Below are 15,841 nucleotides of genomic sequence, written 5' to 3'. Positions count from 1 at the left end.
CCGCTACAGCGGCCAGCAGTACATGATGAGCGGCGTCCCGACACCCAGAACGAGCAGGGAAAGCGGGGCGCCCAGCCGGGCGTAGTCGCCGAACCGATAGCCGCCCGGCCCCATCACCAGCGTGTTGCACTGGTGCCCGATTGGGGTGAGGAAGTCGCACCCGGCACCGATCGCCGTAGCCATGAGGAAGGCGTCCGGCCGGTAGCCGAGGTCGGTCGCGAAGACGGCGGCGATGGGCGCCACCACCAGCACCGTTGCCGCATTGTTGAGGAACGGCGTAACCGCCATCGAAGCGGCGAGTACCATCGCCACCGCGCCCCATGGCGGCATGTCCCGTGCGAGCCTCGACAACTCGCTAGCCAGAATGTCGGATGCGCCCGTTGTCTGAAGGGTTTCGCTGACCGGGATCAGGGCGCCCAGCATCACCAGGATCGGCCATTCGATGGCTTCGTAGGCATCGTTCACCGGAAGGGCACCGGTGATGATGACCGCGCCAGCCGCCGCGAAGAACGCGACAGCCACCGGAATGAGCCCGGTTGCCGTCGTTATCATCGCCAGCGCGAGGATCGCCAGTGCCAGCCAGCCGCTGCGGCTCATGCCGAGCCGGATATGCCGCTGTGCCAGCGGAAGTACGCCAAGTTGCTGGAGGCGGCCGGGCATCTCCTCCAGGACGCCTTGAAGCACAACCACGTCGCCGGCCGCGAGCACGACATTGCCTGGCTTGTTGCGCAGGCTCTCGCCGCGGCGCGATATTGCCACGAGGCGCAGGCCCATCCGCTCCTTCAGCATCAACCGGCCGGCCGTATTTCCGACAAACGCCGATTCCGTCGTTACCACGCCCTCGATCACGCCGATCTCGTCACGGGCGCGCTGATGCTCGTCGTCCTCCTCATGATCGTCGAGGGTGAGCTGCGAGCGGACGATGGCCCGTTCCAGCGCGTCGGGATCGCCGGAGAGGATAAGCACGTCGCCCTGCGCGATATGCGTGTCGGGATGCACGTCTCCGCGCAGGCCGGCGCGCAGGAGGGCCGTCACTTCTACTTCGCCGTCGTGGTGGTCGACGAACTCCCCGATCGTCTCGCCGATGGCACTCGACAGTTCCGAGACGGTGGCCTCGGTCGTGTAGTCCGAAATGTTGAGCGCTTCTCCCATGGTCGCGGCGGCGCGCCGGTCCGCGGGCACGAGCCGGTAGCCGAAGCGCAGGAACACGAGCCCGATCACCAGCATGCCGAGCCCCGTCGGCAGATAGTCGAACATGCGGAAGGGCTCGCCGGTCAGCTCCTCGCGCACGCGGCTGACGATGATATTGGGTGAAGTGCCGATCATGGTGGTCAACCCGCCGAGCAGCGAGGCGAACGCCATGGGCATGAGGAAGCGGGAGGGGGTGGAATGGCTGCGCCGGGCCATCTGCGAGGCGGCCGGCATCATCATCGCCAATGCGCCGATGTTCTTGATGAGGCCGGAAACCACGCCGACGGAGGCCGTCAGCACGAACAGTTGCGAACCGGGCCGTCGTACCCATTGGCTGACCCAGTTCACTGCCTGCTCGACGACACCGGTCCGCTGCACGGCAGCGGAAAGCACCAGCGCGGAGGCAATGATGATGACGATATCGTCGGAGAACCCCGAAAATGCCTTCTCCGGCGGGACGAGGCCCAGCGCCAGAGCGGCAAGGAGGGCGATGATCGCCGTGACATCGTAGCGGAAACGGCCCCAGACGAAGAGAATCATCATGCCGCACAGGGTGGCGATGGAAAGCCACTGGTTCAGGGTCATCGGAACTCGCTCTGAACTGCCGCGATATCGGCATATCCATGTAATGCTCGAGCGCCCTCAAGGTGCCGGGGGCGCCAACGTTCTCGCCCGAGTATGGCGTTGAACAGGAGCACTATTCCTGTGCGGCCATCAAGGAGCATCCCTCCCGGGCGCTGTTCTCTGCCGGTTAGTCCATGCAATTGATTTTGGTTAATCGAGTAACCTTGTTGAACTAGGGGATGTGCCATAGGTCGCTGCGCAATGGTTTGCGAATCGCCATTCTTCCGTCGTGCCGTGCGGGCCCTGACTTTCCTCTGCGCATTTCTGTGCATGGGATCGGCGGGCGTCGCATCGGCGGAAGTCCTGCGATTGGGGCAGCCCCTGTGCCACGCCGTCAGCTCCGTGGTGCCCGCGGGCGACGCGATCCCGGAAAACTTCGCCTGCACCGGAAAGCCGGAAGGCTATCAGAAAGGCACGCTCTGGCTGCATGACATGCTGCCGATCGGGGCCGACGAGCAGGACGATCTCTCTCTTATCATCCACAGTTCCCGGTTCGACAGGCTCTTCGTCTACTTCACTTATGCCGACGGCGCGATGGAACGGCAGGACGTGCGCAGCGGCGATTTCGGCTCGCACTGGCGTGCGGGCGGGCAGCTCGCCTTTCGTGCGCCGCACCGCGATGTTCCGCTGGTGGGCGTGACGATGCGGTTCGACAAGGTGGCCAGTGCGAACCTGCTTCGCATGAGGCTGGTAGGCCGCGGCGAGGAGAGCACGCAAACGACCGGACTGGCGACGTCGATCGGCGCCGCGCTCGTGCTGCTGCTGGCGGGAGCCATCTACAATGCATCGCTGGCCGTGGCGGTGCGGCGGCAGTTCTCGGCCTGGCAGGCGGCCTGGGCCAGTTGCATGATCGTGTGGGGCGCCTGCTGGTCCCAGCTCCACCTGTTCTTCTTCCCGGGCATGGCGGGCGCTGTTTCCGCGCAGATCTGCACGGGACTTTCATGCCTGGCGATCTCGCTGGCGACCCTGAGCGCGGTAACCGCATTGTACGAAGGATATGTCAGCCGCTGGGCACGGCGTGCCGCACTGGTCCTGACCGGCTGCGTGGCGCTGCTGGGCGTGCCTCTTTCCTTCATGCGCTCGGGGCCAATCGATGCGCTGGCCGGGGTTTTGGGCATCCTCGTGCTGGCCAACCTGTTGGCGGTTGCATTCTGCATCGCCCAGGCCTGGCGCCGGGGCAGCCACGAGGCGCGCAGCTTCGCGGGGGCATGGTCCGTGCCGATGGTCGTCCTCGGTTCGATCGAGTTCATCGACACCAACACGATGTTCTGGGGCGGCGGCTCGCAGATACTGATCCTTTTCGCGGCGGCGTGGCAGACCTTGTGGCTGTCGGTTGCCGCATCGCGTTCGCACGCCCGGCTGCGGATCGAGCGCGATATGGCGCGCCAGGCTGAGGCGCAGGCCCAGGAACTGGCCCGCCGCGATTCGCTGACCGGCTTGCCCAATCGGCGCGGCTTCATCGAAAGGGTGGGCACCGTCCTCGAACAGTCGCAGCAACAGGGGGCCAAGGTCGCCCTGCTGCTGATCGATGTCGACTGGTTCAAGTCGATCAACGATGTCTACGGACACGAGGCAGGCGATGTCGTGCTGGCCACGATCGCCCGGCAGATCGGCCCTCACGAAAGCCGGACCTGCACCGTCGCGCGGCTCGGCGGCGAGGAATTCGCGATGATGGTGGCCGGTCTCGAAGACTTCGCGCTCAAGCGCTTTGCCGAGGACGTTCGCCGGGAGATCGCCGCATGCGATCATGGCGAGGCGATCGGAAGGCGCAACGTCACCGTAAGCATCGGGCTGGCCAAAGCCGCGACCGGGGCGGATTTCCGTTCGCTCTATCGCCTTGCCGACGAAGCACTCTACGATGCCAAGCGTCAGGGACGGGATCAGGTCGTGGTCAGGACGCTGGACGTGCTCGATTCCTCCGCCGCGGAAGATATCGAGCGGGCCGCCCTGGGCAGTTAACGAACCAGGGCGAAGCCTATGCGCAGGCGTGTGGTGGAACGGTTGTAGTCGAGCAGGTTCTCGCCGTAGCCGGCAAAGCCCTGAACGAAGAGGTAGAGATCGGGCCCGCCGCCCAGCAGGCGGGGCAGCGGATAGGACAGGTCCGCGTTGACCGCGCCCTTGCCCGAGGACAGGTTCAGGCGCGTGGTGGCAGACAGCCGCCAGCCGTTTTCCTCGCCATACTGCACGAACAATCCGGTATTGCCGCGGTAGTGGAGGATGTCCGGGTTGCCCGACGTGCTTCCGACCGGGAACGTCAGGCGCGGCGCGATCATCAGGCGGCGGTCCTGACCAAGCGGGATCGCGGCCATCGGGGCAATGTAGATACTGTTGATGCTGCGGGAATCGTCCCCGTCGCGGCCGTTCGATTCGTGCCGCAAGCCGCCCTGCAGAGCCAGGGAAATGCCGTTTTCCAGCACTTTGCTGGGCGTGACGTAGATGATCTCGGGCTGATAGTCGATGTTGCGGAACGGCATCGAGCGGGCGCGCAGGTCCCAGAACATGCGCTGGGTATAGGCCAGATGAAGGCCGTCCCGCCAGGAACCGGGAAGGTCGGCAGCGTGGCGGGAGCCGAACAGCCGGTATTCGAAGCTGAGCTGGATACGGGCCTCGGTATTGGTGCCGGGCCCGTAGACTGCGTAGATCGGTTCGTAAGGTGCGAGATTGTCGACGAAGGCATTACCCGCGCTCCGGTCGGACGGGGGAGCGGCGACAGGATGGGTTACAGGCTCGTTCTGCGCGAGTTGTGCCGGGGGCGAGGCTTCCGATGATGGCAGGGGCGGCGGGGCAAGATGGAGGGCAATCTGTTGCCCGCTCCACCGCGGGATCGAAACGAGCGCTCCATCGGAGGCCTTGTCTGCCGGAAGCCGGTAGCGCGCCCGGCCGAAGCCGCCGGGCGCGACGGTGATCTGCGCGGGCGTACCGGGCGCACGTTCGAGCGATACCGAGGTTTGCCGGCCTTCGGCACCGATCAGGGCTTCCACCCGATCGGGCAACGTGGTTGTGGCGGGAGTGGCGGCGGTGTTGAGAAAACGCAGGTCGATCAGCACGGCGCCGTCCGAGTCCCGCTCGCCGGCCTTGCCGATCAAGGCTTCCATCGGCTCGTCGGCCATGGCCGGCATCGGCGCGATGGAGGCAAGGATGCAGAGCGGCGCGAGCCCCGCCATGACATAGTGGCGGCGGTGCCTTGCGACGGGGCGAAGGGTCATCAAAGCTGTCCTGTTATCAATCGGCGCACCGCGAAAAATGAAGCGCGCTGGACCTTTGCCCAAGCCGCCCGGATGACCTGGACGGTATCAGCGCTTCCGCATTAGTACAAACAGATTAGGGGCATAGGACCTTCGCGCGAGGGCCCGGCCCTTGCCTTTGGGCGAGCGTGGGTCTGAAGCAAAGATGTCTGGCTTCTCCGCAAAGACCGAAACCCGGTGCGAATGAGATTCTCAAAGCCTTTCCGTTAGATGCGGCGACATGAACTCACATCGCATCTCATTCCGCCCCGGGACGTGTTCCGCAGCCACCGCGATTGCCATGCTCGCTGCGTCCTTCATGACCACCGGCGCCCATGCGGCCACCGCGACCGCGCCGATGGCCGTCACCGCCACCGTCCAGTCAGCCTGCATCGTGGTGGCCACCCCGCTGGCATTCGGGACCTACGATCCCACCTCGGGATCGGTGAAGGATGCCAACAGCACGATCACCGTCACCTGTACCAGCGGCACGTCCTTCACCGTGGGCCTCAATCCGGGTTCGACGAGCGGCGCGACCGTCACCACCCGGCAGATGGCCAACGGCACCAACCGGCTGTCCTACGCTCTCTATAGCGACATCAACCACACGACCAACTGGGGCAACACGCCCGGCACCGATACGCCCACCGCGACCACGGCTACCGCCGTGCCTTCGCTCCTGACCGTCTATGGCCGTATCTCGGCGTCGCAGAACGTCCCGGCCGGCGCCTATACCGACAGTGTGACCGTCACGGTCAATTACTGAACATGGGGCCTTCCGGTCCCCGGCGGTTCGTCCTCGGCGCGCTGGCCGTCTTGGCGACATTGTCCGCATTCGGCGCAAGCGCGGGCGCCAGCGCCTTGCGGGTGACGCCGATCCGGGTGGAGGTGCAGGCCGGCAAGCAGTTCTGCTCGCTCAGCATCGCCAATGACGGAGACCAGCCGGTGAGCGTTCAGGTTCGCGGCTATCGCTGGTCCAAGGACGAACGCGGCGCGGACGTGCTGGATACGGCGGTGGGATTTCAGATCAATCCGACGATCGTGACGCTCAAGGCGCAGGAGTCGCGCCTCATCCGCTGCAGTCTGCCCCCGGCCGAAGGCGCTATCGAACAGACCTGGCGGCTGGTGTTCGATGAACTGCTCACGCCGGTCAGCATTACCGTGCCCGGGGAAATCCGCGCGCTCCTGCGCATCAGCGTGCCCGTGTTTCGGGCGCCGGACGGGGCCTCCCCCAATATCTCGTGGACCTTGGTGAGGACGCCGGAGGGAGGGCAATCGGTTGTTCTCACCAATAGCGGAAGCCGGCACATCCGGGTTATCTCACTGGAACTCAAACCGTCTTCCGGCGCGGGGCAGCGGGTCGAGCGCGGATTTTACCTCCTGGCGGGAGGGCGCTTCGAGATTCCTGTAGCGCTTTCACAGGCCAGCCCGATCGCCGAGGTCCTCATCCAGACCGACGAAGGATCGATCACCCCGTCACGAGCCGCCGTTTCGGCCGGCGCGGGCCAGTGACAGGGAGGCGCCATGGCGAGGCGTTCACGCTATCGTCCGGCATGGACGGCATTTGCCGTCGCAGCCTGTCTTTGCGGCACGGCGGCCGAGGCGCAGCAGGGCGAGACGCCGATGCCGGTGGGAATCGTGCTGAACGGCCGCGATCTCCAGCGGCCGGGTCTCGTCGTCGTGGATGGTGAACGAATTTTCGTTCGCGTGTCCGACCTGCGCGAGTGGGGCATAGTCACCGCGTTCCGCACCGAGGTGCAGATCGAGGGTGAAAGCTATCTGGAGATCGGCAGCGAACAGGGCATTGCCGGCCGCCTCGATCCTGATGGCGCAAACCTGCTGCTCGACGTCGATCCCGCTCATCTGCCGGAAACGCGCATCGGCGCCAGCGAGCGCGCGGTGCCGGTTGCGGAGGCGGTCCCCGTGGCCTTCATCGATTACGACCTTCATTTCACGCGGCAAAAGCGGGATAACTTTGCCTCCGCCGTGGTCGATGCCGGAGTATCCGGCCCGTGGGGCGTGGCGGGCACGAGCGCACTGGCCGAAAGCACGCGATCATCCGTTACCCGCCTCGACAGCACCTTTGTCCGCGATTTTCCCGAACAAAACCAGCGCCTTTCGGTGGGGGACACATTTACGCGAGGATCCGCGTGGAGCCAGTCGGCCCGCTTCGGAGGTATTCGCTTCGGAACCGATTTCTCGCTCGATCCCGCCCGGATAACCTATCCGCTCCCCTCTGTCAGCGGCAGCGCACTGCTGCCTTCCACGGTCGAGCTTGCATCGCGAGCCGCCAGCCAGTCGCTCGCAGTCGAACCCGGCCGGTTCGCGTTCGATTACCGGCCCCGTTTCACCGGAGCGGGGGAAGTGACGATGATCGTGCGCGATATTGCCGGCAACGAGCGGACCGTAAGCCGCAGCTTCTATTCAAGCACGGCACTGCTGCGCCCCGGCCTATCGGAATTTTCGCTGGAGGCCGGAGCGCTGCGGGAGGACTATGGCTACCGCAGTTTCGCCTATGGCGAAGCCTTTGCGGCTGCCTCCTATCGCCGGGGCCTCACCCCGGTCCTGACCCTGGAAGGCCGCGCCGAGGGCAGCGGGCGGACGCGGATGGCAGGGGGCGCGGCGACACTGGTGATCCAGCCCATCGGCGAAATGCGGCTGAGCGCGGCCGCCTCGCAGGGCGATGCCGGACACGGCCGCCTCTATCAGGTCCAGTTCCAGCGCCTGACGCCGGGCTACTCGATCACGGCGAGCTACCGGGCTGCGGATGCGGGCTTCAGGCAGGTGGGCGACAATGTGCGCGAGCGGGAAGCGCGGCGGGAACTCACCGTCTCGGGCAGTCTGGTGCTGGGCAGGCTGGGCGGGCTCAATGCAAGCTACCTGCGCATCGTGGAGGGCCGTCGCCACCAGTCGATTTCGTCGGTGGGGTATTCGACCAACGTGGGCCGGGTTTTTCTGTCCCTCGGGGCGCAGCGTTTCGACAGCGACGACGGCACCGTGACATCGGGATTCGCGAGCCTGACCTTGCCGCTGGGCCAGGGGCGCCACGTGGGTTTTTATGCCGACCAGGAAAGCGCCGCGGCGACGTATGAGAAGGCGGCGCCATCGGGTCGGGGGCTGGGGTACCGCGCGGCGGGCGGATATGAAGACGATCGCGGTGTCTGGGTGGAGGGAGCGGCAACCCTGCGCGCGGCTGCGGGGCAACTCGATATTGCTGCGGCCCGGCGGGGCGGCGATATCATGGCGCGGCTTGAGGCGCGCGGCGCTCTCGTCGTGACGGGCGGAGGGCTGGTCGCCACGCCCAGCGTCGACAATGCCCTGGCGGTGGTGGAGGTGCCGGGCTCCAGCGCGGTGGACGTCATGCTCGAAAACCAGCCCATTGCCAGAAGGGCGGGGGGAGGGCGGCTGGCCGTGGTGACCGGTCTTCAGCCCTATGTCGCCAACCGGATATCGATCGATCCGTCCGATTTGCCGATTTCGGGCGAACTCGGCGCTGCCGAACAGGTCGTCGCGCCGGGGTGGCGACAGGCCGCGCGGGTCTCGTTCGGCAGTCGTGAGGTGCATCCCGTCCGCTTGCGTCTGGTGGATGAGGGAGGTTCTCCCTTGCCACCCGGCCTTGTCGTGACCGGGGGGGAAGGAGACGCCATGTTCACGGGTTACGACGGGGAGGTCTTCCTTGCCGATTATCAGGCGCGCGCGATCCTGACGGTGGAGGGGGCTGGCGGGAGCCGGTGCCGTGTCCTGCTGCCGTCCAGCGCTCCCGCCGATGCCTTGGCGGCGCCGCTGGCCGTTACCTGCACGGCGGTTCCATGGAAGACTGGACAATGATGCGTAAAACCCTGCTGCTTCTGGCGATGGCCGCCGGATCGTCCCTCGCATCGCCGGCGCAGGCGCTTTGCGTCCTGTGCACCTGCTCCGCTTCGACGACCGGACTTGCCTTCGGGCCATACGATCCCAGTTCGCCCGGCCCCCGCGATGCCAATGCCACGGTCACGATAAACTGTTCGGGCGTGGCCGCCTTGCTGGGCAATATCGACGTGGCCCTGAGCCCGGGCGGGGCGAGCAGCATCCCGCTTCGGCGCATGGTACAGGGCAGCGAACAACTGGTTTACAACATCTATTCCGACGCGACCTACACTACCCTGTGGGGCGATGGTTCGGGCGGCACGGCCGGGGTATCGCTGCCTTTCAATGGACTGCTCAGCTATACCGCCACCGTTACCGCCTACGGCCGGATTCCGACGCACCAGTACGTGAAGCCGGGCCCCTACACGGACACCGTGACGGTCACGGTCACGTACTGATCGCTCAGCGTTTGACTTCGCGGGGGATGCCGGTGATCTTCCCGGCAGGAGATGAGATGAGTCGGAACGGCCCTCGCCATATCGACGTGGTACTCGACGCGGTGCGCTCGCCGAGCAGCGCCGGCACTTCTGCGGTTACTGCATCCTGGTGCCGCTCGCTCCTGCATCATGGGCTTGATCCCGGCACCGGAGCCAAGCGTTCGCGCGTCGAAGCCGCCCTGCTGGCGCATCGGCGCAGCGAACATGCCGCCTTGCTCACGGTGGCGCAGCCGGTGCTTGACCAGATGTTTCGTTCAGTGGGCCGATCCGGCTGCGGTGTCATCCTCAGCGACCCGACCGGCATCGTGCTCGATCGCCGCGTGTGCGACGGCGATGCCGATGAATTCAATGCCGTCGGGCTGGTCGAGGGCGGCCGCTGGGGAGAGGCGGAAGAAGGCACCAACGGCATCGGCACCTGCCTGTTCGAGGATCAGCCGGTCGTCATCCACCGGGACCAGCACTTCGCCAGCCGCAATGTCGGCATAAGCTGCATGGATGCCCCCCTTCACGATCACAGCGGCCGCCTGATCGGTGCGCTCGACGTGTCGAGCTATCGGCAGGATCATGGCCCGGCGATGGCGGAACTGGTGTCGGCGCTCGTGCGGGATGCCGCGCGGCGTATCGAGCGGGACTATTTCTGCCAGCATTTCGCCGGTGCGCGGATCGTGTTCCTGTCCGAGGACCCGACTCATGGCTCCGCGCTTCTCGCGACGGATCGTGACGATCTGGTGATCGGCGCCAGTCGCGGCGCAAGGATGAAACTGCGCCTGACCGACGCGATGCTGGCACAGCCACGCCCGCTGGACCAGTTGCTCGGCACCGACACGCGCGGCCCATCGTTCGAGGACGGAGACCGCACGATCCTGCGCCGCGCGCTGGCGCAAGCTGGCGGAAACGCCAGTGCGGCGGCACGCATTCTCGGAGTCGGCAGGGCAACTCTCTATCGCCGCATGGCGAAGGCCGGGCTTTCGCGCTGAGGCAGATCATCCGTTCGGTGAAACTGTCTCGCCGTTGAGACAGCAGGGCGGCTAGCAACACGGCCCCCCGCTTCCGCAATCGTTTCAACTGCGCAACACTCCTTGACGACGAGACGCCATCAGGCGCCGCAAGAGAGGATATATCCGTGGACGCACTTGTTCAGGAACGGGCCGCATTCAAGGCTCCTTTCTCCGCCCGCTATGACAACTTCATCGGTGGTCGCTGGGTCGCTCCGAACGCCGGGCGCTATTTCGACAATACTTCCCCCATCAATGGCAAGGTCGTGGGCCAGATCGCCCGTTCCGACGCTTCCGACATCGAGGCCGCGCTGGACGCTGCCCATGCCGCCAAGGATGCCTGGGGCAAGACCTCGGTGGCAGAACGCGCCCGCATCCTCAATCTCGTGGCCGACCGGATGGAGGAGAACCTGGAATGCCTCGCCACGGCCGAGACCTGGGACAACGGCAAGCCGATCCGCGAGACAATGGCCGCCGACGTGCCGCTGGCGATCGACCATTTCCGCTATTACGCGGGGGTGATCCGCGGCCAGGAAGGCACGCTCAGCGAGATCGACAACGATACCGTCGCCTATCACTTCCACGAACCGCTGGGCGTGGTCGGGCAGATCATTCCCTGGAACTTCCCGCTGCTGATGGCGGCATGGAAGTTGGCGCCTGCGCTGGCGGCGGGCAACTGCGTGGTGCTCAAGCCGGCCGAGCAGACCCCCGCCTCGATCATGGTCTGGGCTGAAATCGTTGGCGACCTGCTGCCTCCCGGCACGCTCAACATCGTGAACGGCTTCGGCCTGGAGGCCGGAAAGCCGCTGGCCTCGTCCAGCCGCATCGCCAAGATCGCCTTCACCGGCGAGACGACGACCGGCCGTCTCATCATGCAATACGCCAGCGAGAACCTGATCCCGGTCACGCTGGAACTCGGCGGCAAATCGCCCAACATCTTCTTCGAGGACGTGGCCGCGGCTGACGACGACTTCTTCGACAAGGCGATCGAAGGTTTCGTGATGTTCGCGCTCAACCAGGGCGAAGTCTGCACCTGTCCGAGCCGCGCGCTGATCCACGAGAAGATCTACGACCGTTTCATGGAACGTGCGCTCCAGCGCGTGGCCGCGATCTTGCAGGGCAATCCGCTTGACCCGGCGACGATGATCGGCGCGCAGGCATCTTCCGAGCAGCGCGAGAAGATCCTCTCCTACTTCGATATCGGCCGCCAAGAAGGCGCCGAAATCCTCATCGGGGGCGAGGCCGCGCAACTCGAAGGCGAGCTTGCGGGCGGCTACTACGTAAAGCCGACGGTGTTCAAGGGACACAACAAGATGCGGATATTCCAGGAGGAGATCTTCGGTCCTGTCGTTTCCGTTACCACCTTCAGGGACGCCGACGAGGCGCTCGCCATCGCCAACGACACGCTTTACGGCCTCGGTGCCGGCGTGTGGAGCCGCGATGCCAATACCTGCTACCGTTTCGGCCGCGAGATCAAGGCCGGCCGGGTCTGGACCAACTGCTATCATGCCTATCCCGCCCATGCGGCGTTCGGCGGCTACAAGCAGTCCGGTATCGGGCGCGAAACGCACAAGATGATGCTCGACCACTACCAACAGACGAAGAACATGCTGGTCAGCTACAGCCCCCGGAAGCTCGGATTTTTCTGAGCTTCGCCCCCCGGCGCGCCTCGCTCCGCTCTCTCCCGATGGCGGGGCGCGCCCCCCAATCCCGAAAACCGGACCTAGTCCCGAGAGGAATTACCCAATGGCCAAGACCATGAAGGCTGCCGTCGTGCGTGAATTCGGAAAGCCGCTGACGATCGACGAAGTGCCGGTGCCCGAAGTCGGCCCCGGCCAGATACAGGTCGCGATCCAGGCGTCGGGCGTTTGCCATACCGACCTTCATGCCGCGGAGGGGGACTGGCCGGTCAAGCCCAACCCGCCGTTCATACCGGGCCACGAAGGCGTCGGCTTTGTCAGCCAGGTCGGCGCGGGCGTAAAGCATGTGAAGGAAGGCGACCGGGTCGGGGTGCCGTGGCTCTACAGCGCCTGCGGGCACTGCGTTCATTGCCTTGGCGGCTGGGAAACGCTTTGCGAGACGCAGGAGAACACCGGCTATTCGGTAAATGGCGGTTTCGCCGACTATGTGATCGCCGATCCCAATTACGTCGGCCACTTGCCCGGCAACATCAGCTTCACCGAGATCGCACCGGTGCTCTGCGCCGGTGTCACGGTCTACAAGGGCCTGAAGATGACCGATACCAAACCCGGCGATTACGTGGCGATCAGCGGGATCGGTGGGCTGGGCCACATGGCCGTGCAGTACGCAGTGGCAATGGGCCTCAATGTCGCGGCCATCGACATCGACGATGCCAAGCTCGACCTTGCCCGCAGGCTTGGCGCGACGATCACCGTCAATGCGCGAAACGAAGACCCGGCAACGATCATCAAGCGCGAAACCGGCGGCGGAGTGAACGGTGCTCTGGTTACGGCGGTGAGCGAGAAGGCTTTCGCGCAGGCGGTCGGCGTGGTCGCGCGGGGCGGCACCGTGGCTCTCAACGGATTGCCGCCGGGCGATTTCCCGCTCAACATCTTCGGCATGGTGCTTAACGGCATTACCGTGCGGGGTTCGATCGTCGGCACCCGGCTCGATCTTCAGGAATCGATCGACTTTGCCGCGCAGGGCAAGGTCAAGGCGACGATCGAGACCGCGCGGATCGAAGACATCAACACCATTTTCGACCGTATGCACAAGGGCCAGATCGAAGGACGCGTGGTTCTCGATATGGCCGGTTGAATTCAGCGACGCTGCGCCGGTCCGTTGTCTCCGGACGGGGCCGACGCAGCGGATTTGGAGGGAGTTCGCCGGGGTGACGAATGAGGTAGAACGGGTCGCCGCAACCCCGGCGGCACTTGCGTTGATCGCCGAACTGACGGCCGAATACGGTCCTGTGCTGTTCCATCAGTCGGGCGGGTGCTGCGATGGATCTTCGCCGATGTGCTATCCGCAAGGGGAGTTCCGCATCGGCGAAAGCGATCGGCTTCTCGGCGAAGTGGGCGGAGCGCCGATCTATATCGGCCGCGCGCAGGGCGAAGCCTGGGCCCACACGCAACTCATCCTCGACGTCGTTCCCGGTCGCGGAGGGATGTTCAGCCTCGACAACGGCCGCGAGCAACGCTTCCTGACGCGGGGGCGGGTGTTCAGCGCAGAGGAACTGGCCCTGCTCGCCGAAAGTTGATTGAGCCTGCGAGAAGGGCCTGCCGGCCGCCTCCGGCGGCCTACTTGGAAACCCTGACCGCGCGCCGCACCCGGGCCTGCTGCCAGCGGGACGAGACCGCCCGCGAACCGAAGATGAGAACGAGGATAGTCGTTCCGACTATCAGGGCTTCGAGGGTGACCATGTCCGCTTGCAATGCCCTGTTCCTTGGTACTGGAGTTCGAAAGACCTCTTGATCCGCCTGCCGGGAATCGCACCCGACGAGAGAGCCTAACATCGCCTTGGCGGAGTCCCCAGCGAATTCGCCGGGTTCTCGCTTATCGGGCCGCCGCCGCCAGGACCCGGTCGCCCAGCGTGGCATAGAACCGGCAGATCACGAGCACGGAATCGCGGGTCAGGATCGGGGAATCGGGCGCTGCGCGCGGCGGGCAGGGGGTGTCGCGGCCCAGTGCCAGTTGCAGGTCCGCGCGCAGGGCGGGTGTATCGGCGGGGCTGGGGCAATGGCGCAATAGCGCGGAAATCCGCCCGATGGCCAGAAGCCGCGCGCGGGCGTGGTGTTCCATCCCGAGCATGCCTTCGACGACCAGCAGCTTGCCGGAGGTGTTGTGCCGGCTGGCGAAATGGCGGTCATCGTGATCGTGGCCGCCATGTCCCGCGGCCACGGCATCCAGCAGGACGGAAAGGAAGCGGTCGAGTTCGTGCAACCGGTTGCCGCTCATCCGCGTAAAGGCGGACAGCGCCAGAGACGAAGGGATTGCCGGCACGGGCCGCCCCGGAAAGCGCGGTGCTGCGGAACAAGGCGCGGGGGCGAGCCGGGCATGGCGCACCCAGAAGTCGCAGGCGTGCATCAGCGTCCGGTGGGCCCGGCCCACTGCTTCGGGGACGACGGCGCGGTCAGGCGACGTCGCCGGCAACGGCGTTTCCACGAGATCTAGGATCGGCTCGCGCCCCCGGACGAAGCGGTTTCCAGCCTCATCAACGCGACCAGTCCGGGTAGGGCGTAGTGCCCGTTTCCCGCCGCAGGCGGGCGATGCGCCGCTCGTAGTGAGCAACGATATCGAACCGCGAACCCCGCGAGGGAGCTTCGCCGGGATGGCCGCGCATCACGGCGATCTGATGGTGAAAGAGAAGTTGATTGAGGTCCATATCCGGCTCTCCTGTTTGCGGGGAGCGCAGTGTGTCTCTCAGTCACCGACGCGCGTTTCTGGACGGTGATCTGGGGACTATACGCAAAAGCTTGCGTCATGGCTAGTTCGTAATCGTGTTGAACGACACCTAAACGTACCAGAGCCCGGTTGGGCAGTAGCTGGTTTCGCGCTTGCGATCTATCGGTTCGTGGCGCGGGGAGACGGGCAATTAGGAGTGTCCGGCAGCGGCGGGAAGAACGGCTGGGCGGCATAGTGGTCGATGAAGGCGCGCTGCGCTGCCGACATGCCGCGCCGCGCCGCAAAGACCATGTGGACGATGCCTTCGCGCGTATGCCATTGCGGCAGGACCCGCAGCAGTCGCCCCTGTAGCAGGTCCGCGCGGCAGCCCTGTTCGTGGAGCAGCGCCACCCCCAGTCCGTCGAGCGCGGCTTCGCGCACGATCGTGGAATCGTTGCTGCACAGCCGGGGCCGGTGGAAGATGCGGGCGCGTTCGCCGGTTTCGCTCGTCATGTCCCAGCGGTGATGCTCGGCGTGTTCGCCGATCGTGAGCGTCGGGAGGCTCTGGAGCATGTCGATCCCGATCGGCGGCAGGCCCGCGAGGAATTCCGGGCTGGCGACGAGGATGCGCTGGCTGCGGCCGAGCTGGCGCATGGTCAGCGAAAGATCGGTTTCCTCCTCCACGTCGACGCGCAGGGCGATGTCGAAACCTTCGCGGATGATGTCCACCCGGCGGCTGGTGAGGTGCATGTCCAGCCGCACTTGCGGATAGCGGGCGAGGAATGAGGCCAGCCCCTCCGCGCCGAGATAGCGGGCAAGGCCCGGCGGGCAGCTGATCCGCAGCAGTCCCGAAACGTCTTCGCGCGCCCGCTCGGCGATGGCGCGGGTGGCGGCGAGGCCGTCGGCGATGACTTCGCACTGCCGGTAGACTTCCTGGCCGACATCCGTGACGCGCACGTTGCGGGTGGAGCGTTCCAGCAGCCGCGTGCCGAGTTCGCGCTCCAGCTTGGCGACCCGCTTGGACAGCTTTCCGCGCGCCTCGCCGGTGGCGCGTTCGGCGGCCGAGAAACCGCCATGCCGCACGACCATGGCGAAGCTGCGCAAGTCTTCGAGTTCCATG

Annotated in this window: 14 protein-coding genes; 9 read left to right on the top strand and 5 right to left on the bottom strand. The window is 65.7% G+C overall.

Translation table 11 applies throughout. From position 1 onward, the window contains the following. Window positions 1–3: 3 nt before the first annotated feature. Window positions 4–1,776: an SLC13 family permease gene (locus ACLIMP_RS23290; RefSeq protein WP_443478456.1), complete on the bottom strand. Its 1,773-nt coding sequence runs from the start codon at window positions 1,774–1,776 to the stop codon at window positions 4–6. Window positions 1,777–2,124: 348 nt separating this feature from the next. On the opposite strand from ACLIMP_RS23290, the gene ACLIMP_RS23285 reads away from it, so the two are divergent. Beyond that, window positions 2,125–3,774, top strand: coding sequence for a GGDEF domain-containing protein (locus tag ACLIMP_RS23285; RefSeq protein WP_443478455.1), 1,650 nt, complete (start codon window positions 2,125–2,127; stop codon window positions 3,772–3,774). On the opposite strand, the gene ACLIMP_RS23280 is transcribed toward ACLIMP_RS23285, so the two are convergent. Continuing rightward, complete coding sequence (locus tag ACLIMP_RS23280; RefSeq protein WP_185999455.1) at window positions 3,771–5,021, bottom strand: phospholipase A; 1,251 nt, start codon at window positions 5,019–5,021, stop codon at window positions 3,771–3,773. The two genes, ACLIMP_RS23285 and ACLIMP_RS23280, sit on opposite strands and share 4 nt — an antisense overlap. A 319-nt stretch (window positions 5,022–5,340) precedes the next feature. Between ACLIMP_RS23280 and ACLIMP_RS23275 the strand changes: the two genes are divergently transcribed. From ACLIMP_RS23275 to ACLIMP_RS23240, 8 genes are all read left to right on the top strand, one after another. After that, window positions 5,341–5,805 (top strand): Csu type fimbrial protein, encoded by a 465-nt coding sequence (locus ACLIMP_RS23275; RefSeq protein WP_185999456.1) that lies wholly within the window; start codon window positions 5,341–5,343, stop codon window positions 5,803–5,805. Window positions 5,806–5,807: 2 nt separating this feature from the next. After that, on the top strand, window positions 5,808–6,551 hold the full coding sequence (locus tag ACLIMP_RS23270) for a fimbrial biogenesis chaperone (protein ID WP_443478454.1): 744 nt from the start codon (window positions 5,808–5,810) through the stop codon (window positions 6,549–6,551). A gap of 12 nt (window positions 6,552–6,563) precedes the next feature. Beyond that, window positions 6,564–8,867: a fimbria/pilus outer membrane usher protein gene (locus ACLIMP_RS23265; protein WP_443478453.1), complete on the top strand. Its 2,304-nt coding sequence runs from the start codon at window positions 6,564–6,566 to the stop codon at window positions 8,865–8,867. Beyond that, window positions 8,864–9,343, top strand: a complete 480-nt coding sequence (locus tag ACLIMP_RS23260) for a Csu type fimbrial protein (protein WP_443478452.1) — start codon at window positions 8,864–8,866, stop codon at window positions 9,341–9,343. Before ACLIMP_RS23265 ends, ACLIMP_RS23260 begins: the two co-directional genes overlap by 4 nt. 56 nt (window positions 9,344–9,399) lie before the next feature. Next, window positions 9,400–10,359, top strand: a complete 960-nt coding sequence (locus ACLIMP_RS23255) for a GAF domain-containing protein (RefSeq protein ID WP_324699335.1) — start codon at window positions 9,400–9,402, stop codon at window positions 10,357–10,359. Between the two features lie 146 nt (window positions 10,360–10,505). Then, complete coding sequence (gene adh, locus ACLIMP_RS23250) at window positions 10,506–12,026, top strand: aldehyde dehydrogenase (protein ID WP_324699336.1); 1,521 nt, start codon at window positions 10,506–10,508, stop codon at window positions 12,024–12,026. A gap of 97 nt (window positions 12,027–12,123) precedes the next feature. Beyond that, a complete protein-coding gene (gene adhP, locus ACLIMP_RS23245) occupies window positions 12,124–13,155 on the top strand; it encodes an alcohol dehydrogenase AdhP (protein WP_132469689.1) in 1,032 nt (343 codons plus the stop codon). 73 nt (window positions 13,156–13,228) lie between these two features. Continuing rightward, entirely contained in the window at window positions 13,229–13,597 is a 369-nt protein-coding gene (locus ACLIMP_RS23240) for a DUF779 domain-containing protein (protein ID WP_324699337.1), read from the top strand. 296 nt (window positions 13,598–13,893) lie between these two features. On the opposite strand, the gene ACLIMP_RS23235 is transcribed toward ACLIMP_RS23240, so the two are convergent. From ACLIMP_RS23235 to ACLIMP_RS23225, 3 genes are all read right to left on the bottom strand, one after another. After that, the gene (locus ACLIMP_RS23235; protein WP_324699338.1) at window positions 13,894–14,490 is read right to left on the bottom strand and encodes a hypothetical protein; all 597 of its coding nucleotides are present in this window, start codon (window positions 14,488–14,490) and stop codon (window positions 13,894–13,896) included. Window positions 14,491–14,551: 61 nt separating this feature from the next. Beyond that, entirely contained in the window at window positions 14,552–14,722 is a 171-nt protein-coding gene (locus tag ACLIMP_RS23230; protein ID WP_165913308.1) for a hypothetical protein, read from the bottom strand. 179 nt (window positions 14,723–14,901) lie between these two features. After that, the gene (locus ACLIMP_RS23225) at window positions 14,902–15,840 is read right to left on the bottom strand and encodes a LysR substrate-binding domain-containing protein (RefSeq protein WP_443478451.1); all 939 of its coding nucleotides are present in this window, start codon (window positions 15,838–15,840) and stop codon (window positions 14,902–14,904) included. Window position 15,841: the final 1 nt, after the last annotated feature.

Source organism: Novosphingobium aeonii, from assembly GCF_052279045.1.
GTDB lineage: Bacteria > Pseudomonadota > Alphaproteobacteria > Sphingomonadales > Sphingomonadaceae > Novosphingobium.
Note: the sequence above shows the minus strand (reverse complement) of the source record. Positions and strands in the feature narration are given on the sequence as shown.